Below are 21066 nucleotides of genomic sequence, written 5' to 3' on the forward strand. Positions count from 1 at the left end.
TTTAAAGTTATGTTATTGTTGCTGTTTTGTTATTTTTTTGCTGTTTTTTGTACTTGTTTTCTTAGTGAAAACAACTTGTAAGGTGTTTTAAAAACAATTATAAATAATAAAGAATAGTATAAAAATAATTAAAAAAGTAGTTTGAAAAATAAAACAGGTTGCTAAAAAGCAACCTGTTTCGTCTCTAAAAAATAAATAAAAATATAAAAAATTATAAAATAATCTTCTTGTTAACTTCTCCTATTTCTGAAATTATTTTAACTAAATAAATACCTGAAGCTAATTTTGGTAAATTAACAGTCGCATTTTCTTTGGATTTAATTTCTGTTGAGAATACTTGTTTTCCTTGTATTGAATATAGGATTACACGTGCTTTTTTAGCTTCTAAACCAGTAATTGTTACTGTAGAATTAGACGATTTATAAACAGCTAATTTATTTAAAGAAGCAATATTTTGATTTGCGTCTAATCTTTTAGATTTGGTATGAAGATAAAATTGACCGATTTCCGTAGCGTCTTTTGTTACCGTTACTGTGTAATTTCCCTCACTTAAATTCGTGAACGTATTGTTTTCTTTATCTTCTAAATAAACGATTATATTTTCAGGTAAATTCGTTGTTTTTACTGAAAATTCTACTTTTTTACCAGCTCTTACTTTCAATCCGATAGGAACAATAGTGTTTTCTAAATTGTTGGTAGGCAATGATTGAACGGCATAATTTTTACCGTTATTATCGCTTACTAACTGTGTATAAAGTTCATAATTAGTGATTGTTCCTCCAAAGACAGTTCCGTCATAACCGTTGTCAAAACCAGTAGTTGTACCGTCGATATAATATAATTTGGTAGATTTTACCGTATTATTTTCGCTTACACTTAAATTGATTTCAGTTTTTGCTTGTCTTTGAAAAGTATCCGATTGATGACTTTGATTTTCTTTGCTAAATGTTACATTAGTATTAGCAGCAGCACTTACAAAAAATCCTTGTCCTGGCGCTATTTGATAATTTGCATCAGCAGTACCTAATTTTAAATCATAACTATTTGTTGCTTGATTCCAAAGCCAAATCGTAGCTTCTGATAAAACAGTTCCCGTGGCGTTGTCTTTAAAGAAATCACCAAGTTTAACGTATGAAGTATAAGGATTTCCAATTAAATTAAAATCATTTACATTTTTTGTAATGCCATAATTCACAGCTGTTGAATTGATATTTCCTGTAAAAACTAAATTAGAAGCACCGTTTAATTTAACAGAATACCCCTGTGCAGAAGTAATATTCCCTTTAGAATTGTTTGATAAATAATTCCAAACTGTTCCGTCATTATTATAAGATGCAAGTCCGATATTTGTTCCTGTTCCTGATGCAAAAGTGTTGTTTTCTTTTAATTCTTCAATGGTTTCATATTTTAAAGGTGAAGCCACTAAGTACCAATTGTCAGTTGTTAAGTTTCTAATATACGTTACTGTTCCTGTTAATTCTGCATTGGCAATTAAAGTAGCTCCTGAAGCAATTGTAATAGTTTTTACTTCTGTAGGAGTTTCAATTACAGGATACTTTGTTAATCCTGCAGGAATAATAACATCGTCATAACTTGTTGGAACAGTGTTTGTATTCCAGTTTGTGATATCTGTAAAGTCGGTGCTTGTGTTTCCTGTCCAGGTAATGGTACTTGCTTCAATACCTACAATAACTGAATAATCTTCAACCTCTCCAAAATAAGAGTCTTCTCCACAAGCGAATACTTCTTTATCATATCCATAACGTACTCGCATTCTTGTTACCCCTAAAACAGCATTTGAAGGTACTGTTACACTTCCTTCTTTAAAGGCTCCTATATGTGCATAAACTTCCTCTTCTGCATCCTCAAAATCACCATCTTGATTCCAGTCAATCCAAGCTTTTATGTTATTTTTATCCCAACTAGCAATTTCTGCTTTAATAGCAATAGGGTATGTTTTGTTTAAATTAACTTCTGCAGCGTATGATGTATAATCAGAATACCTTTCTTCGTTATAAACAAAATCTTCATTATCTAAATTGCTAAATTTAACACTATGAATACCAACACCTTTTGTACCAATACTTATTGGACAATAATCTGTATCACTCTTGCCATGTACTTTTATAAAAGTGTTTTTTGTTCTTGTATTATTACCGCTTTTAGCACTTGTAACAGTTAATGTAACATCATAATTCCCTGGAGAACCATACACTACCGTAGGATTTTTTTCGGTACTTGTACTAGGCGTTCCTCCTGGAAAAGACCAAGTATATGAATTAATATATCCTGTAGATTCATTCGTAAATTGAATGCTTCCGCCAACGATAGTTGATGGTAAGTCACTTGAAAAATCAGCAACAGGAGCATCACTTACAGTAGCATCTCTTAATGAACCTGTAATTACAAATGTTGCATTTGAACCAGAAACTTCTTTATAATATCCTCCGATATAGTCAAAATTATTAACGGTAGGACTTTCTTTTAATTGGGTCATTAATTCGTTTAATTCTGTTTCAAATTGACCAGAAGTTAAACTTCCTGTTACTTTAAATCGTCTAATTGAGGTAGAAGCATCTAAAGTAACGGTAACATCTTTCCCTGTGATTGCCTCAAATTCTGTTTCAATATCGGCAATATTTCCGACAACAAAAAAGTCATCAACTTCCCAAGGCGTAACTACTTCCCACCAATTATTTTCATCAATAACTACGTTATTTAAGTAATTTTTAAAATCTGATTCTAGTCTCCAGCTTGATTCTAATCTGTTAATTTCTGTATCAAAAGCAGCGATGTCATCGGCTCTAACAAGGTTTATAAGTTTTCTCGCGGTATTTATGTCATTTTTAAACCAATACGACCATAACATGTTTCCATATCTATAAAATTTAAAACCACCAGCATAGCTTGCATTTAAAACTTCATTTACGGTCATATATTCACTAGCACCTTCATTTTTTACAGAACTACCTTGGCTTTCTCTAATTCGAACACCGTCATTATCGGTACTTCCTGCAAAATGTTCTGCCATACCTTCTTCAAACCAAATTAAACGCCCATCTTTATAAAAATCTGATTCACCCCAAGAACCATTAGCAATATAACGTCCTTGTAAATAATGTACATATTCATGTCTAAATAATTCCTCTAAACTAAACGTACTTTCTTCGTATGTTCTTTGGTAGGTATAAAAAGTTGCACCTCTTTCAATGTACATTCCTCCATTATTAGTAGCTAAACCGTTTAAAATTGTTTGCCAGTCATGGTAGTTTTTCATCGTACCATACACCACCATATTTAAGTTGACATTGATGTCACCAGTAACAGGTTCATCAGTTTCTAAAGCTCTAAAAAACTGAGTTTGTACTTGTTTTGATGCGTAGTATAATTCTTGTACTGTTTTATAATCTAACGGAGTTCTTACTTTTAAACGTCCATCATCAAATGTCCAAGTATTTGGGAAAAGCATGTTTTCAACTTCGGCAGTTATGTCATCCATATTTACACATAAGTTGTATTTAGCACAATTTCCTGATTCATTAATAGATTTAATAGACTTGTACCAGTTAGGTGTTAATCGCTCATAACTTTGTGCAATTTCGGCAATAAAAGGTTCTGTTTGATCTTTTAAAACATCTGAATTATCAGCAGTTCTGGTCATTTCTCCAATGGCATTATTTACCATTAAAGCTAAATCTTCATTTTCATCTCGTAATTCAGTATCCGTAGCTAAATCTGATAATAATTGTAAAAATTCAGGATCATTATTTAGGGATGCTTCATATTCAATATCTACGGGTTGCATTCCTCTAAACATTAAGAAGAATATTCTGTTGTACGCAGAAATATATTTTGTTAGCATTTGTTGATTATCAACAACTTCTCTCCAAGTATCATTTTCTGTTAAATTACGGATCGCTGTTTTGATTACATCTAATACAAAATCTTTATCTCTTATACCATCGTAATCACACATTATTAAAAACTCGTCTAAAACACCTAAGTTATATTCTGTATTATCCCATAATCGAGGGTTTTTAGCAAGGTATTGAACTGCATATTTATAGGCAGTTTTAGCATTTGCATCTAGGGTTATTTCTGCTTGAAAAAATTCATGGTATCCTGCGCAATGTAAGTAGGTTACCATTCCTAGCATTCCACTAGATTCTCTACCATCATAAGCGACTGAAATATTATATACAGCATCTGCAACCGCTTTAACATTGGCACTAGAAAATAATGAGCCACCGTATTGACCATAGTCAAAAAGAGGTCTTAAATTAGTGTCATAATCGGTCGCTTCTTTCAATTCACGGACTAAGTCAGCTCCACCATAAGATGCCCAAGCAGCAAAAGTACTAGGAGAATCGGGTCTAGCCATTCTGTTTTGACTAGCGTGTTCGTTATGATTTTTATGACTATATCCTTTAGTACAGGCTACAGTTTCTTTTACTTTTGATTTGGGAAGCGCTGGTTCAGCTTGTTGACTAAATCCATAAGAGTAGCATAATGTAAGTAATGCTACAGCTTGTTTTTGAAAGGTTTTTTTAGAGAATATCATAAAATTAATAGCGGTTTTTAACGAGTATTAATGAAGGGTTTTTTAATTTTATGTAAAATTAGTTTTAATATAATATTAACATTGATACAATATTAACTAAATGTTATATTAAATTGTGTTTTTTAACTTAAAATGTAACTAAAATGCCTAATTTTAGATATTTGTATGTTAAAGTGATTGAAATTTTATCATTTTAATAAAGAATAAAATAAAACACCTTACAATAATTAATTATTGTAAGGTGTTTATAAGATTAAAAGGAAAATTATTTAACATTTCATTAACGTATAATTCCTTTTTTGTGTATCCAGTTTTGATATTTGACGGCATTTCTGTTGTGTTGTGCTAAGGAGTTTGCAAATTCATGAAATCCTATTTTTTCGACACTTGCACACATATAATAGTAATTGTGTTTTTGATGATTTAAAACTGCATCAATTGCGGAAACATCAGGCATTGCGATTAATGCAGGAGGTAATCCTATATTTTTGTAGGTATTATAAGGCGATTCAATTTCAAGATCTTTTGTTAATACTCGTTTTATGTCAAAATCATCGCCTTTTAGCTGTTTAACGCAGTAAATAACGGTTGGATCGGCTTGTAATGGCCAATTATTTTGCAATCGATTTAAATACAAACCTGCCACAATTGGGCGTTCACTTTTTTGAGCAGTTTCTTTTTGAACAATTGATGCTAACGTGCTTACCTCTTTTTTTGATAAGTTTAATTTTCTAGCTTTTTCTAATCTTTCCGAATTCCAAAAACGCTTGTATTCGGTCAGCATTTTATCGCGAAATTTTTCTGCGGATGTGTTCCAGTAAAATTCATAACTATTAGGAATATACATTCCTAAAGCTGATTTTTCATTAAAATTATTTTCTGATAAAAATTTTTCATTCATCATTTGTTGTAATAAATCGCTAGAATCGGCTTCAATTTGTTCTGAAATTCGTTGTGCTAATTTTTCCAAAGAATCTTGATTGTTAAAAGACAATTTTATCGGCGTTTGATTTCCGCTACGCAATAAATTTACAACGTCATTTAAGTTCATGCCTTTTTTTAGCAGATATTTTCCACCTTTAGGTTTGGTGAATTTTTTCTTATCGGCTACCCAGTTAAAATTTTCGGGTTTGTCAATATAAGTAGCAAGTTGTTTTTTAACATCTTCAAATGTATCGTTTGATTTTATATAAATAGCGCCATTTTTAGTAATTGCTTTTCCGTAAATTTTCTGATAAAAATTAAAGCCAATAATCCCACCAATTAAAAAGATAGTCGCAATAATTCCGTATATTATTTTTTTAGTCATGATTATTTTTAATAAATTTATTTCTAAGAGCTTGTTTAAAAATTAAATAAAAACTAAATTCTCGTCATGCTGAATTTATTTCAGCATCGCATCAATAGGAGAACAGTGGCGAATCAGGATGCGAAACTGAAATAAATTCAGTTTGACGGATTCGATTCGATTATTTAAAATTATTGATTAATTGAAATAAAATTTCGTCTTTATATTTTTTATTTTTTTCATCACTAAAAATCCATTCTTTTTTGATACCAATTTGTTTAAAATGGTGTTTGTTAAAAAGTTGGATACTTTTTTGATTATCGCTGATAATATTTGCATATAATTGATGTACTTGCAACTGTGTAAAACAGTAATTTATCAATAATTTTAGAGCTTGAGAAGCGAATCCTTTTTGTTGATAATCGGGATGAATTAAAATACCAATTCCCGCTCTTTTATGTTGCGGATTAAAATCAAAAAGGTCAATCATTCCGATAGCTTTTTTTGTTTTTTTGGCTTCTTTTTTATCTTCAATAATTAGTTCAATAACTAATCGTAATTGTTTTGCTTGATAAATATCTAAATGTGCATTTTCGAGATATTGTTTTAAAACAAATCGTGAAAATGGTGTTTGCGTATGGCTAATTTCCCAAAAAGATTCGTTGTTTTCAATATCAAAAAGAAAGGCTAAATCTTCGGGTTCGATGGCTCTTAAAGTTAGATTTTCGCCTTTTAAAGTTGTCATTTTTAGCTATTTTAAATTTAATTTACATTTTTTTTGATGAAATATAGATGAAATTTAGTTACAATTTAATTTCTCCTTTAAAAACGAATTCGGCTTTTCCTGTTAAGAAAATATTGGTGTAATTTCCATTTTTTTCTTGAAAACGAACTTCTAACAAACCGCCTTCAACAGGTAATTTTATGGTATTTTCGGTAGTTTTTTTGGTGGCGTGCATGGCAATTGCAACGGCCGTAACACCTGTTCCACAGGCTAAGGTTTCATCTTCTACGCCTTTCTCATAGGTTCGAACTCTAAAGGTATTGTTGTTTATTTGTTCGACAAAATTGACATTACTTCCTTGGATTCCGTAGTTGTTATATCTGATTTTTTTACCATTTTCATAAACAGGATAATCAGCTAAATTTTCGACTAATTCCACATGATGCTGTGTGCCTGTATTGGCAAAAACGGCGTCTTTTTTGATGATAATTTCAGTAACATCAATCATCTGTAAAGAAACAATATCGTTGGTTATTTCGGCATAATGTTCGCCATCAAAAGCCGTAAATGTTGTTTTTTTATCAATAATATTTAGCTTTTTAGCAAAAGCAACTGCACATCGTCCGCCATTTCCGCACATCGTTTGGCTTGCATCAGCATTGAAATAAAACATTTCAAAATCGGTTGTTGCGTGGTTTTCTATTAAAATTAAGCCATCAGCACCCACGCCAAAATGTCGATGACACAATTTATTAATTAATTTCGTGTCGTCTTTTGGAAATACTTTAGTTCGATTATCTAGGATAATAAAATCGTTTCCAGTTCCTTGGTATTTATAAAAAGTCAAATTCATAGTAGGCAAATATACATATTTTAAGCAATCTAGTTTTATGTGATTTAACGTAATTTTAAGTGTTAAAAACACGTTAAACAATTTTTTAAAACTTTAATAAAAATGTTAAAAATACTATCTTTGGTAGTATCTAAATGTTGATGTGAAATTTTGTACGTTTTATTATAATCAAATTAAAAACAATATACATAACAAAATGAAAAACATACTTAAAACGCTATTTATAGCAGTATTAGGAGGCGTAATTGCACTTTCAGGATATACACTAATTATTGAAAAATCAGCTATAAATACCGAAAATTCTATTGAAAATAGTCGCCAAAATAAAGTAATTACTTCGGATAGTGTTCCTGTAAATTATATGCCAGAAACGGCTATTAATTCGTCAGCACCCACCGATTTTACCGATGCTGCCGATAAAACGGTTCACGCTGTTGTACACGTGAAAAATACCGCCGTAAAAACACAACAAAATCCATTTGCACAATTATTTGGAAGAAATGAAATTCGAAAATATGAACAAGTAGGAACGGGAAGTGGTGTTATTATTTCGCCCGATGGCTATATTATTACCAATAATCACGTAATTGAAGATGCTTCCGAAATTGAAATTACACTCAATAATCGAAAAAAATTAAAAGCTGTCGTAATTGGAACCGATAAAAATAATGATATCGCCCTTTTAAAAGTAGAAACACCCGAAGTTCTACCGAATTTAACTTTTGGTAATTCTGATAATATCAAAGTTGGCGAATGGGTTTTGGCAGTCGGAAATCCATATAATTTAACATCCACCGTAACTGCAGGAATTATTAGCGCCAAAGGACGAGATTTAGACGGAAATAAAAATATAGATGCTTTTATTCAAACCGATGCCGCTGTAAATCCTGGAAATAGTGGCGGTGCATTGGTAAATACGAGCGGAGAATTAATCGGGATTAATACCGCAATTTCTTCAAGAACAGGCTCTTTTATAGGATATTCTTTTGCTGTACCTTCTAATATCGCCAAAAAAATAGTCGATGATTTATTGGAATTTGGAACAGTTCAAGAAGCAATTATTGGAATTAGTATTGATAATTCTATCAAAGATATAGAAGGCGTACTTATCGGTGAAGTTGAAAAAAATAGTCAAGCAGTAGCCTCAGGTTTGCGTAAAGGCGATGTTATCACCAAAGTAAACAATGTTGAAATTATTACTTTTTCTGACTTAAAAGGACAATTAACTGCAAAACGTCCTGGCGAATATGTTAATTTAACCGTACACAGAAATGGAAAAATACTTATCAAAAAAGTACAATTAACCAAAAAAAATACCTTTACATCACGCTCTTTTGGTGTGAAATTAAAAAATGTAACATCCGAAGAAAAAGAAAAATACCACATAAAAGGAGGTGCTAAAATTATTGCAACCAATAATAAAGGTTTTCAATATTATAATGTCGGAGCAAATTATATTTTAACTAAAATAAATGGAAAACAAATTATCAGCGCCTCAGAAGCCGTAGCAATTCTAGATACTTACACAGGAAATGAACAAATGTATTTAGAACTATTAAGTCCGTCAGGAAAAATAGAACGCTACCGATTTTAACATATATAGCAACAGATACCAACAATAGAAAAAGTGGAACACAAAAAAGAAACTGATTTAAGAATAAAGAATAGACTTACAAGAAGTATTCTTGATGTAAACACACAACTTGAACATTTTACAATAATCAGTTATAAAGTAGCTATTGAAAAAATTGAACATTTAATACCTAAACCATTCAAAATTTGGACATTTAAAGAATTAGGAAAGCAATATGCGCTCGTTAGTGCTGTCGCTTTTAAGGATAAAGATTTTTCATTTTATAAAATTTCTAGACTTTTAAAATTTAAGTTTTTTCAAACTAACTTCAGAACGTATATAATTGATAAACGAGACAACAGTCATTCTGCTTGGTTTTTTGGAACAACTTTGGGATCAATCACATCTATTATTCCTAAGAACTTATGGAATATGCCTTGGGAATATGGGAAATATAAATTTAATTTTAAAAGGAATAATAATCTTTATTCTGAATATAAGGTGGAGTTTAAATCTAAGCTTGGAAATGGACTTATAGAAATTGAAAGTTCAGGAGATGATGTAAAACTGTTAAAAGGATTCAAAGATATGGATGAGCAAACTCATATATTAACACATCCAGTAATTGGATATTATGATTTATCTAAAAAAGAACTAGGAACTTATGAAATCTGGCATCCCAAAATAAATTTAAAAGAAGGAAAAAGTAGTAAATTGTATTTTGAATTATTTGAAGAACTTGGTTTTCTTACTAAATCTGAAATGAATAATCCTCATTCTGTATTAATTACTCCAAAAATTGAATTTGATATATTATTACCACCAAGAAAAATAAAAATTGTTGGTAACAAAGTAGAAAAATAACGGTAAAATTGTTAAACTTGGCTAAATGCTAAAATCAGAATAGTAAGTGCTTTTTTATCCCTTACTATTCTGATAGCAACAGATAAAACTTTTAAAAAGCTGTTTGAAAAACCTATGTTTATAGTATTTTTATATTATTTTTGTGTCAAATTTTTTTAAATTTAGTTAACACACAACTATGTCAACAATAACAAATTACGAAAAAGAAGTAGTAAATCAAGCGCAAGTAAGAAGAGCTACCGTTGAATTTATTAATATCGTAAACGATTTATGGTACGATAAATCAATCGAATTAGTTTTATTTAGAAACCAATTAGTAGATAAAAGAGCATCCGAAGTTTTAAAATTAATTGATTATGCAAAACAATTTGTAGCAAAACCAATTTCAATAAACGATGCTCTAGAAATAGCGAAAGCAATACAAAATATTGAGTTACCAGCATCAAAATTAGATATCGGTAAATTAGCGTACGAATATCATTTACAAGATGATGCAACAACCGATAAATTATCTTTTGTAAAAAATAAATTAAAAGATGCTACTAAAGCGGAAGAAATTGAACCAAAAGATGTTGTTTTATATGGTTTTGGTCGTATCGGACGTTTGTTAGCACGTGAGTTAATGAGCAAAATGGGGAAAGGTTCTCAATTAAGATTAAGAGCCGTAGTTACTCGTGGAGAAATTAACGAAGCAGTTTTAGAAAAAAGAGCCTCTTTATTAAGTATCGATTCTGTTCATGGAGATTTCTTAGGAACTGTTCAAGTAGATGCTGACAACAATGCGTTAATTATCAATGGAACTACTGTATATATGATTTCTGCTGGAAAACCAGAAGATATCGATTATACCGCTTATGGAATTAACGATGCCTTAATTATTGATAACACAGGAGCATTTAAAGATAAAGAAGCATTAAGCCGTCATTTAGTGCCAAAAGGAGCAAGTAAAGTATTATTAACTGCCCCTGGAAAAGGAATTCCAAATATTGTTCACGGTGTAAATCATGAAGAAAATAATCCTGATATTGTGGATATTTTTTCAGCAGCATCTTGTACAACAAATGCAATTACACCAGTCTTAAAAGTCTTAGAAGATAACTTCGGAATTAAAAAAGGACACTTAGAAACGATTCATGCGTATACGAATGATCAGAACTTAGTGGATAACATGCACAGTAAATACCGTAGAGGTAGAGCAGCCGCTTTAAACATGGTAATTACCGAAACAGGCGCAGGAAAAGCCGTTGCAAAAGCATTACCAGCTTTAGAAGGAAAATTAACTTCGAATGCAATTCGTGTACCAGTTCCAAACGGTTCTTTAGCTATTTTAAACTTACAATTAAACAGTACAACAACTGTTGAAGCGGTAAATGCAATTATGAAGCAATATGCTTTAGAAGGCGATTTAGTAGAACAAATTCAATATTCAATGAATAATGAATTGGTTTCTTCGGATATTATTGGAACGACTGCACCATCAATTTTTGATAGTAAAGCAACTATCGCCGATGGCGATACAATTGTTGTCTATGTTTGGTACGATAACGAATACGGATATTCGCACCAAGTAATGCGTTTAGCAAAACACATTGCTAAAGTTCGTAGATTTACGTATTATTAATGGTTTATATTAATAAATAATAAAAAAACCGAAACTTTTGTTTCGGTTTTTTAGTTTAAAATACTCTTGTAAATATACTTTGTAAATTGTAAAATCATGAATATTCAACAAACAATACAAGCGCTTCGAGATGAATTAAATCAACATAATCACAATTATTATGTGTTAGATAATGCGACTATTTCAGATTATGATTTTGATATTAAATTAAAAGAATTAGCGAACTTAGAAGCCGAAAATCCGCAGTATTTTGATGCCAATTCACCAACCCAAAGAGTAGGCGGAGAAATTACCAAAAATTTTGATACCGTTACCCATAAAAATCGTATGTATTCTTTAGATAATTCTTATTCAAAAGATGATTTATTAGACTGGGAAAAGCGACTTCAAAAAATGCTTGGTACAGATGCTATTGAATATACCTGTGAGTTAAAATATGATGGCGCATCTATCAATTTAACGTTTGAAAACGGTAAATTTATAAAAGCAGTAACCCGTGGCGATGGTTTTCAAGGTGATGAGGTAACGGCAAATATTCGTACGATAAAATCAATTCCGTTGCAAGTAAATAATTTTTTTTTAGGTGATTTTGAAATGCGTGGTGAAATTATTTTACCGCTTGATGGATTTCATAAAATGAATCAAGAACGCCTTGAAAATGATGAAGAACCGTATAAAAACCCAAGAAATACCGCAAGCGGAAGTTTAAAATTACAAGATAGTGCTGCGGTTTCAAAGCGTCCGCTTGATTGTTTGTTATATCAAGTTGTTACGGAGAATCGCAAGTATAAAACCCATTTTGAAATTTTAGAAAATGCTAGAAATGTTGGTTTTAAAGTTCCTGAAACCATTACGTTAGTAAGTTCTATTGATGCTATTTTTGAATTTATCAATTATTGGGATATTGAGCGTCATCATTTACCGTACGAAACCGATGGCGTTGTTGTAAAAGTGAATAATTTACAGCAACAAGAAGAATTAGGCTATACGTCAAAATCCCCACGTTGGGCAATTGCGTATAAATTTAAAGCAGAACAAGTATCCACAATTTTACATGAAATTACGTATCAAGTTGGACGAACAGGAGCTATTACGCCTGTCGCAAATTTAGAACCCGTACAATTGGCAGGAACTATTGTAAAACGTGCTTCGTTACATAATGCCGATCAAATTGAAAAATTAGATATCAGAATAAATGACACTGTTTTTGTAGAAAAAGGCGGAGAGATTATCCCTAAAATTATAGCCGTTGATTTATCTAAAAGACCTGAAAATTCTAAGCCAACACAATATGCAACGCATTGCCCAGAATGTAATACCGAATTGGTAAGAAGCGAAGGAGATGCCAAACATTATTGCCCAAATGAGTTTGGCTGTGCGCCACAAATTACAGGAAGAATCCAGCATTTTATCAGCAGAAAAGCCATGGATATTGATGGTTTAGGCGGTGAAACAGTCGATTTATTGCGAAAAGAAGGTTTAATTCAAAATTATGCCGATTTATACGATTTGAAAACCGAACAGATTATTCCGCTAGAAAGAATGGCAGAAAAATCAGCACAAAATATGATTGCAGGAATTGAGAAATCAAAAGAAATTCCGTTTGAAAAAGTATTGTTTGCTTTAGGAATTCGATTTGTTGGTGAAACAGTCGCTAAAAAATTAGCAAAACATTTTAAATCAATCGATAAATTAATGACCGCTGATTTAGAAACACTAATTTCCGTAGATGAAATTGGCGATAGAATTGCACAAAGTATTATCGATTTTTCAAATAATTTAGGGAATATTCAATTAATTAACCGATTAAAATTACATGGTGTACAATTAGAAGTTTCTGCGGAAAGTTTAGAGAATCAAACCGATAAACTTGCCGAAAAAGTATTTGTTGTTTCGGGTATTTTTCATCAGATGAGTAGAAATGAATTGAAAAAAGCGATTGAAGATAACGGCGGAAAAGTAAGTTCATCAATTTCTAAAAAAACAAGTTTTATTGTCGCAGGCGATAATATGGGACCAAGTAAATTAACCAAAGCCGAAAGTTTAGAAATACCAATTATTTCTGAACAAGATTTTATAGATATGATTAAATAATCAGAAAAATAATCAGAGAAATAATCAAGAAATAGTAAGAGCCTGTTTAAAAATTAAATAAAAACCAAATTTTCGTCATTCTGAATTTATTTCAGAATCACATAAAGAGAAGAACTACGGCAAATCAGGATGCGAAACTGAAATAAATTCAGTTTGACGGATGCGATTTTTCAACTATAAAATGTTTTTAAATGAAATTTAAACAGGCTCTAAAAGAAAAGAATTAAATAAATATCGAAAATGACTAAACAGCTAAAAATAAAAATAGCATCACTCGTATTTTTAATAATTGCAATTTTAGATATTTACGCAGTAATTACACAACATAAAAGTTTAGAAATTATTTGTAAACCTTTACTGATGACAAGTTTGGTTGTTGTGTATTTACTAAATATAAAAAAAGACGAAAAAGCTAATTTCTGGTTAATTTCGGCATTGTTTTTTTCCTTTTGGGGTGATGTTTTTTTATTAGATAAAAACAGTTATTTTGTATTTGGATTAGGATGTTTTTTAATCGCACATTTGATGTATATAAAAATGATAGCTGTTTTTTTAACTCAAATAAGAATCGTTGAAATATTCAAATATGCTTCTATTTTTGTAGTAGTATTCTTAGGTATTTTCTTTTTGATTAAAGATAATTTAGGTGAAATGTTACTTCCTGTATTGATTTATGGAATGGCAATTTCAGGGTTCGGAACTTGTGCGTTGTTAAATTATCAGCAAGAAAAAACACGTCCGAATTTATGGTTATTATTAGGTGCAATTTTATTTATAGCATCGGATAGTTGTATTGCTTTAAATAATTTTTATAGTTCAAAATACATTTTTGATATCGCTATAATTATCTTGTATATAATTGCTCAATATTTAATTGTACAAGCGATTATTTTAAGAGAAAAAACATTTATATTAAAAAATCCGAAGTAATATTACTTCGGATTTTTAGTTTTAATAGGTAATTTTATCTTGTTTTTCTGTCCATTTTTCAAAGGGTTCTAAGGCAATTTTTTGTCCTATTTGTTCAAAAGAAATACTACGTTTATTGTATGGAAGTGCAATTTCTTTATAAATAAAAGCATCATCAAAACCAATATTTGCCGCATCTTGCTGATTACATCCGTAGTATACTTTGTCTGGGCGAGCCCAATAAATTGCGCCTAAACACATCGGGCAAGGTTCGCAAGAAGTGTAAATAATACAGCCGTCTAACTGAAAAGAACCTAGGTTTTTACAGGCATCTCTAATTGCTGTAACTTCTGCATGTGCTGTTGGATCGTTGGTCGAAGTTACTTTATTGTTTCCTATTCCTACAATTTCGCCATTTTTTACAACAATACAACCAAAAGGACCTCCTTCATTATTTTGCATTCCTTTTAAAGCTGATTTTACAGCTTCACTCATATATTTTTCGTGTTCGTTCATTATCTGCTAATTAAGAAAAAGTTTGGTTTCTGTGTGTTATTTTGAGTATAATTTCAAGAATTAAAAATAGGCAATAAACTTGATATCGTAAAAACTTTAACTATTCCTTAGCTCCGTGGTTTTTTGCAGTTGCAATCCAATGTTCTGAGAGCCCTTTTGTATCGGCTCTTAAACCTCTTGATAAATGCAGTGCAACGGCAATTATTAAAACCGAAGCTTCGTGAAGTTCTTGAAGCGTTTGTAAGTTTCCGAATTTTTCTTGAGCTTTTAAAAGCAGAAAATCGTTATGTTTTTGAGCAAAAATAACAGGGTTATTCTCATGATTTGTTATGTTTGGAATCATTAAATAATCTAGCCATTCTTTACCAATTCTTTCTGCGGATATTTCATGTGTTTCTTGTCCTATTTCTCTCCAAGAAGCCAGTGTTTTGGTATCGTCAGAAGCGGATAATCCAGAATCTAAAAGTAATTCAAAACCAATATCGGCAATGTTTTGCATCACCATTAAATAGGCATCTAATGCTTTTTCATACTGATGCGCTTCTTGTCCTTTTAAATATTCACCAACACTAAGTTTAGGTAAATCTAATACTTCGGAACAATCTGTTAAGCACGGAAAAGCATTTCCTTCATAAATATATTCGGCTTTTTCAAACTGAACTTGACGACCTAATGGATATAAACGACAGGCTAACGGACGCCCAAGGTGCACGCTACAACCAGCGTTATCTAAATATTGACTGCATGATTTCTGTCCTTTTTTATCGGTTTTTCCATCAAAAAGCAATTGAATACCGCCAAATTCGGTATAAAGATTTCGAAAATCTTTTGTTGTGATTTTTTTCTCTTGACTAAAACTAAATAATTCCCACGGATTCAGCATTACATCTTTTCCAAAACAACACGATCCAGAACGGGAGCAGGTAAGCGGTAATATACTTTCAGAATTTAGTTTTGTTACTTGCATTTTGTATGTTTTATTTTTGAAATGAATAGTTGAAAATCAGTAATAGTTATTTTTATAGCGAGGGCAAAAATAAGATTTAAAAAACAAAAATCCCTACAATTATAAGTTGCAGGGATTTTTTTAAGTTTAATAAGAGCCTGTTTAAATTTTATCTGAAAAAAAACATCACATCCGTCAACCTGAATTTATTTCAGGTTCGCATCCTGATTTGCCGTAGTTCTTCTGTTAATGCGATGCTGAAATAAATTCAGCATGACGTTTATATCTAATAAAAAAAAAGCTTATTTCAAGCCACCAATCATTTGTTCAGGTTTTACCCATTCGTCATATTCAGCTTCTGTAACATAACCTAAACGAACCGCTTCTACTTTTAACGTAGTTCCGTTTGCGTGTGCCGTGTTTGCAATTTCAGCAGCTTTATAATAACCTATTTTTGTATTTAAAGCAGTAACTAACATTAAAGAATTGTTTACTAATTCTGTAATTCTAGTATGATTTGGTTCAATACCAGCCGCACAATTTACATCGAAAGATACACAAGCATCTCCAATTAATTGAGCAGATTGCAATACGTTTGCCGCCATCATCGGTTTAAAAACGTTTAATTCGTAATGTCCTTGCGTACCACCAACAGTAACCGCAACATCATTCCCCATCACTTGCGCACAAACCATCGTAATTGCTTCTGCTTGCGTAGGATTTACTTTCCCAGGCATAATAGAAGAACCTGGCTCGTTTGCAGGAATAATTAATTCACCAATACCAGAACGAGGACCAGAAGCCATCATACGAATATCGTTGGCTATTTTATTGATAGAAACTGCTAATTGTTTTAAAGAACCATGCGTTTCAACAAAAGCATCGTGAGCGGCTAAAGCTTCAAATTTGTTTTCAGCAGTGATAAAAGGTAATCCTGTAAATTCAGCAATATATTTAGCCACTAAAACATCGTAACCAGCAGGCGTATTTAATCCTGTACCAACAGCAGTTCCACCTAAAGCTAATTGCGATAAATGCTCTAAAGAATTTTTTAAAGCTTTTAATCCGAAGTTTAATTGTGCTACATAACCAGAAAATTCTTGTCCTAAGGTTAGGGGAGTAGCATCCATTAAATGGGTACGTCCAATTTTTACAACATCTTTAAATGCTTCTGATTTTGCTTTTAACGTATCACGTAATTGCTCAACTCCAGGAATGGTAACTTCTACAATTTTTTTGTAGGCTGCAATGTGCATTCCTGTAGGAAAAGTATCGTTTGATGATTGCGATTTGTTCACATCATCATTTGGTTGAATGGTTTTTTCACCTTCACCAATAATTTTACCTGCAATTTCGTGCGCTCTGTTGGCAATTACTTCGTTACAGTTCATGTTCGATTGTGTTCCTGAACCTGTTTGCCAGATTACTAACGGAAACTGATCGTTGTGTTTACCTGCTAAAATTTCATCACAAACTTGTGCAATTAAATCTCTTTTTTCGGTAGCTAAAACACCTAATTCAGCATTTGTATAAGCGGCTGCTTTTTTAAGATATGCAAAACCATATACAATCTCTAGAGGCATTGAGCCAGCAGGACCTATTTTAAAGTTATTACGAGAACGTTCTGTTTGCGCTCCCCAATATTTATCCGCAGGAACTTCTACATTTCCCATGGTATCTTTTTCGATTCTGTATTTTGTCATTTTAAAATTATTTATAAAATTATTTAAAAGAATATCATTTTAAGTTGATTCAAATTTACAAATTCTTATAGTTTTTAGTCGTGATTTTTATCATATTTTCTATTATTTTATTGGATAAAAAGAAAAATAGTTCTAATTTTGCTTTATAACAATTATTACAGAAAACAAATGTTAGATTTTTCACAATTTTCAGGATTAGTATTATTCATGTTTATTTTTACAACTGGTTTTTGGTTGTTAATTTTCTTATTAACATTTGTTGTTCCTTATTGGATTGGTGGAACAATTTTAGAGAACTTGAAATTAAAAAAAGAAGCAAAGAGAGCTGCTGAAGGTAAGTAGTTTTAGCTAGTTTTTTAACAGATATACATAACAAAAGCTCGTTCATTATTTTGAACGAGCTTTTGTTGTGGTTATTCTTTTTATTTTTTTGAAGCTATTTCCCGCTTTTCGCACTCGCTCTTTTTTGAAGAAAAATCAAAAAAGGAGCTCAAACAAAGCTTCAATCGGGGCTAGGGATTTTTGCTAAAATTTTTCTTTTTTACTAAGCTTTTTAAGCTGACAATTTATTGCATATTTAGACCTCACAGGTTTCTAAAACCTGTGAGGTCTGTCCTGTCTGTCCTTGAATTGAGAAAAATCATCAAAAAAAACTAAGAATTGCGTTAGGGATTGAATGGCATGTTTGAGCTCTTTTAGTTTGGTGCTTTTTTGCATCAAACTAAAAAGCGAGTAATGAAAGCCCGCTCGAACGCCCAAAAGAAAATTATCCACTAAATTCTGAATCACCGCCATTATTTTGAGATCCATTTTTTTCCATTTTTTTCTTCTGATTAAAACGATACGTAAAACTCAATGAAATCTGACGTTCACGCCATTGAAATGTTCCGTTTGAAATTGTTGAAGGATTTTCACGTCCGCCATAATAAGTCGTACTTTCCCGCTTTCTAGAATTGAATAAATCACTAACATTAAGGATGATAGAAGCTTTTTCTTTCAAAATATCTTTACTAAAAGCTACATTTGCCATAAACATACCTTTTCTATCAGTTTGTGCATTATTTTTTGCTCCTCGATACATTAAACGTGTTTGCCAATCTATTTTTCCAGGAAGCGTAATGCGTGTATTAAAACGTGCAAACCAACTATTTTCATTGACCTCGGGTAATTTTGTCGTTATTTCTGAACCATTTTTTGCCGTATATGTGTATAGAAAGGCATCGGTATTAAATTTAAAATAGTTAAAACTTGCTGATAATCGCACTTTTTTTATGGGATTATAAGTACTCGTAAACTCGAATCCGTAGCGTTTTTCATTATTCAAATTCAAGGGCTGACGCACAAAAACATTCGTGTTATTTCTTTCTTCGATAATTGAAACACCTTCAATAATATCTGTTGAATATTGATAATATAATGAAGTTCCAAAATTAAATTTTCGAATTTTTGTGTTATATCCTGCTTCAAAAGAGCTGGTAAAGGTTGGGTTTAAATCGGGATTTCCTCTAAATATATTGGTCGCTGAACTTCTACTTTCAAAAGGGTTTAAAAACCAATGACGAGGTCTTTTTAAACGACGGCTGTATCCCAAACTAAGGTTTTCGGAGTCGCTTAATTCATAGCCTAAATTTACGGTTGGAAACCATTCTGTATATTTTTTTGTTGATTTTTGCTGGGTCGTTAATACCTCTAAATCAATGTCTGTAATTTCTGAACGCAGTCCTAAAAGATATGAGAATTTATGTATTTTACTTCCATATTGCGTATAAAATGCATAGATATTTTGCTTGAAAGTGATTGCATTTGAAGGGTCGAAATTATCTTTTGGATTTAAAATATTTACGCTAAAATCAGACGTTAAATCTTGATAACTTGCTTTGTGTCCTATTTCAAACTGACTGTTTTCGCCAATTGGCAACACATAATCTATTTGAAGTAATTTTTCTTTAGAATTTGTTATTTGTGAATTTAATTCAGCTAAAATTCCATCAACACTTACAGGTGATTTTTCTGTTTCTTGACTATCGCCATATTGCAAATCGATGGTTAATTTCTGTCCTGAATCATTTAAGTTATTGGTGTAATTTATTGAATATTGTTTGTCAGTTCCGTCTTCATTTTCATTTTCAATTCGGACTTCATCATATAAAGGTTGTGTTTTATCAGCAAGTAAAAAACGATTGGTTATGTTGGTCGCAACATCATCTCCGTTTGTTTTTCGGTACACAAAATTACCTGTAATCGAGCTATTTTGATTGAGGTAATATTCCAATCCAACTGAAGCGTTGAAACTATTATTTTTTCTATCGAAAGTTCTATCTTCGGTTTGTGTGCTGTCTAAAACGCCATTTTTTAAATATGAAAAAGTAGTTTGTGAATTTCCAGGACCTTTTCGGTACGAATAACCAAGATTGGAAAATAAGTTAAATTTTTTGGTGCGATAATTTAAATTAGGTGCAATTTTAAATAAATCAGGATTTCCAGCAGTAACATTTACCGAACCGTTAATTCCTGTTATTTTTCCTTTTCTAAGGATGATATTTAAAATCCCTGCTGTTCCTTCTGCATCATAACGTGCCGATGGCGAGGTAATTACTTCGATTTTTTCAATAGCATCGGCTGGTAAATTACGTAATGCGTCTGTGCCTGTTAAGCCAACTAGGGCAGAGGGTTTTCCATCAATTAAAATACGGACATTTTCATTTCCTCGTAGGCTTACAGCGCCTACTGCATCTACATTTACCGACGGAACATTGTCTAAAACATCGGAAGCTGTACCGCCTTTTAGTGTCATATCTTTACCAACATTATAAATCTTTTTATCTAATCGAATTTCTACGGTTGATTTTTCGGCAATTATTTCAATTTCATTTAATGTTTCTAAATCTTCGGATAATAGAATAGTGCCTAAATGGGTGTTTTTTGTGAAACTCGTATTTTTAAGATTCTTTGTTTTAAAGCCAATAAATTCTACTTTTAAACCATAGGTTCCTGTTGGTATTTCAATAGAAAAATTTCCGTTAGCATCTGTAATTCCTCCTGAAATACGATTATTTTTTAAGTGAGTTACCACTAATGTTGCGTATTCTAATGGTTGTTTGGTGCTTGCTTCTATAATTTTTCCTGTTATGGTTATTTTAGAAATTTCAGCCCGATTTCTTGTTGATTTTTGTGAAAACAAGGTTATAGAAAATAAAATAGTAATTAAAAGTAGAATTTTTCTCATCTTTTGTTGATTTTTTTTATCAAGTATATTGTACAAAAAAGCGATTCAATAATAATTGGTAAGACTTCAAAGTTCTGTAAAGGTTTAATAACGTTTCGTTAAAAACATGTTAAATAAGTTGTGTAAATTATCATAATACTTAAAAAACCTGTTTAAAAATTAAATAATCTGTCAGTTCGAGTGATTTT

Annotated in this window: 14 protein-coding genes; 6 read left to right on the forward strand and 8 right to left on the reverse strand. The window is 31.4% G+C overall.

What is annotated here, in order from left to right; genetic code table 11:
* Positions 1-211: 211 nt before the first annotated feature.
* From L0U72_RS03805 to dapF, 4 genes are all read right to left on the reverse strand, one after another.
* Positions 212-4561, reverse strand: coding sequence for a collagenase (locus tag L0U72_RS03805; RefSeq protein ID WP_233898450.1), 4350 nt, complete (start codon positions 4559-4561; stop codon positions 212-214).
* Positions 4562-4841: 280 nt separating this feature from the next.
* Positions 4842-5870 (reverse strand): endolytic transglycosylase MltG, encoded by a 1029-nt coding sequence (gene mltG / locus L0U72_RS03810; RefSeq protein ID WP_101916971.1) that lies wholly within the window; start codon positions 5868-5870, stop codon positions 4842-4844.
* A 160-nt stretch (positions 5871-6030) separates the two neighbouring features.
* A complete protein-coding gene (locus L0U72_RS03815) occupies positions 6031-6594 on the reverse strand; it encodes a GNAT family N-acetyltransferase (RefSeq protein ID WP_233898451.1) in 564 nt (187 codons plus the stop codon).
* Between the two features lie 58 nt (positions 6595-6652).
* A complete protein-coding gene (gene dapF, locus L0U72_RS03820) occupies positions 6653-7426 on the reverse strand; it encodes a diaminopimelate epimerase (RefSeq protein WP_233898452.1) in 774 nt (257 codons plus the stop codon).
* A gap of 196 nt (positions 7427-7622) precedes the next feature.
* On the opposite strand from dapF, the gene L0U72_RS03825 reads away from it, so the two are divergent.
* The 5 genes from L0U72_RS03825 (at position 7623) to L0U72_RS03845 (ending at position 14508) form a co-directional block, all read left to right on the forward strand.
* Positions 7623-9020, forward strand: a complete 1398-nt coding sequence (locus L0U72_RS03825; protein WP_233898453.1) for a trypsin-like peptidase domain-containing protein — start codon at positions 7623-7625, stop codon at positions 9018-9020.
* Between the two features lie 33 nt (positions 9021-9053).
* The gene (locus L0U72_RS03830) at positions 9054-9863 is read left to right on the forward strand and encodes a DUF2071 domain-containing protein (protein WP_233898454.1); all 810 of its coding nucleotides are present in this window, start codon (positions 9054-9056) and stop codon (positions 9861-9863) included.
* Between the two features lie 178 nt (positions 9864-10041).
* On the forward strand, positions 10042-11484 hold the full coding sequence (locus L0U72_RS03835) for a glyceraldehyde-3-phosphate dehydrogenase (protein WP_193706598.1): 1443 nt from the start codon (positions 10042-10044) through the stop codon (positions 11482-11484).
* Between the two features lie 96 nt (positions 11485-11580).
* Entirely contained in the window at positions 11581-13578 is a 1998-nt protein-coding gene (ligA, locus tag L0U72_RS03840) for an NAD-dependent DNA ligase LigA (protein ID WP_233898455.1), read from the forward strand.
* Positions 13579-13818: 240 nt separating this feature from the next.
* Entirely contained in the window at positions 13819-14508 is a 690-nt protein-coding gene (locus L0U72_RS03845; protein WP_233898456.1) for a lysoplasmalogenase, read from the forward strand.
* Positions 14509-14529: 21 nt separating this feature from the next.
* On the opposite strand, the gene L0U72_RS03850 is transcribed toward L0U72_RS03845, so the two are convergent.
* The 3 genes from L0U72_RS03850 to fumC all read right to left on the reverse strand — a co-directional run bounded on the left by L0U72_RS03850 (position 14530) and on the right by fumC (position 17652).
* Complete coding sequence (locus L0U72_RS03850) at positions 14530-15003, reverse strand: nucleoside deaminase (protein ID WP_101916978.1); 474 nt, start codon at positions 15001-15003, stop codon at positions 14530-14532.
* Positions 15004-15103: 100 nt separating this feature from the next.
* Positions 15104-15970, reverse strand: coding sequence for a YkgJ family cysteine cluster protein (locus tag L0U72_RS03855; RefSeq protein WP_233898457.1), 867 nt, complete (start codon positions 15968-15970; stop codon positions 15104-15106).
* Positions 15971-16251: 281 nt separating this feature from the next.
* Entirely contained in the window at positions 16252-17652 is a 1401-nt protein-coding gene (gene fumC, locus L0U72_RS03860) for a class II fumarate hydratase (protein ID WP_233897728.1), read from the reverse strand.
* A 168-nt stretch (positions 17653-17820) separates the two neighbouring features.
* Here fumC and L0U72_RS03865 point away from each other — a divergent pair, with 168 nt between their 5' ends.
* The gene (locus tag L0U72_RS03865; protein ID WP_193699837.1) at positions 17821-17994 is read left to right on the forward strand and encodes a hypothetical protein; all 174 of its coding nucleotides are present in this window, start codon (positions 17821-17823) and stop codon (positions 17992-17994) included.
* 424 nt (positions 17995-18418) lie between these two features.
* Here the strand turns inward: L0U72_RS03865 and L0U72_RS03870 are convergent, their stop codons facing one another.
* Positions 18419-20878, reverse strand: a complete 2460-nt coding sequence (locus L0U72_RS03870) for an outer membrane beta-barrel family protein (protein WP_233898458.1) — start codon at positions 20876-20878, stop codon at positions 18419-18421.
* Positions 20879-21066: the final 188 nt, after the last annotated feature.

Source organism: Tenacibaculum piscium (genome assembly GCF_021390755.1).
Lineage (GTDB): Bacteria > Bacteroidota > Bacteroidia > Flavobacteriales > Flavobacteriaceae > Polaribacter > Polaribacter piscius.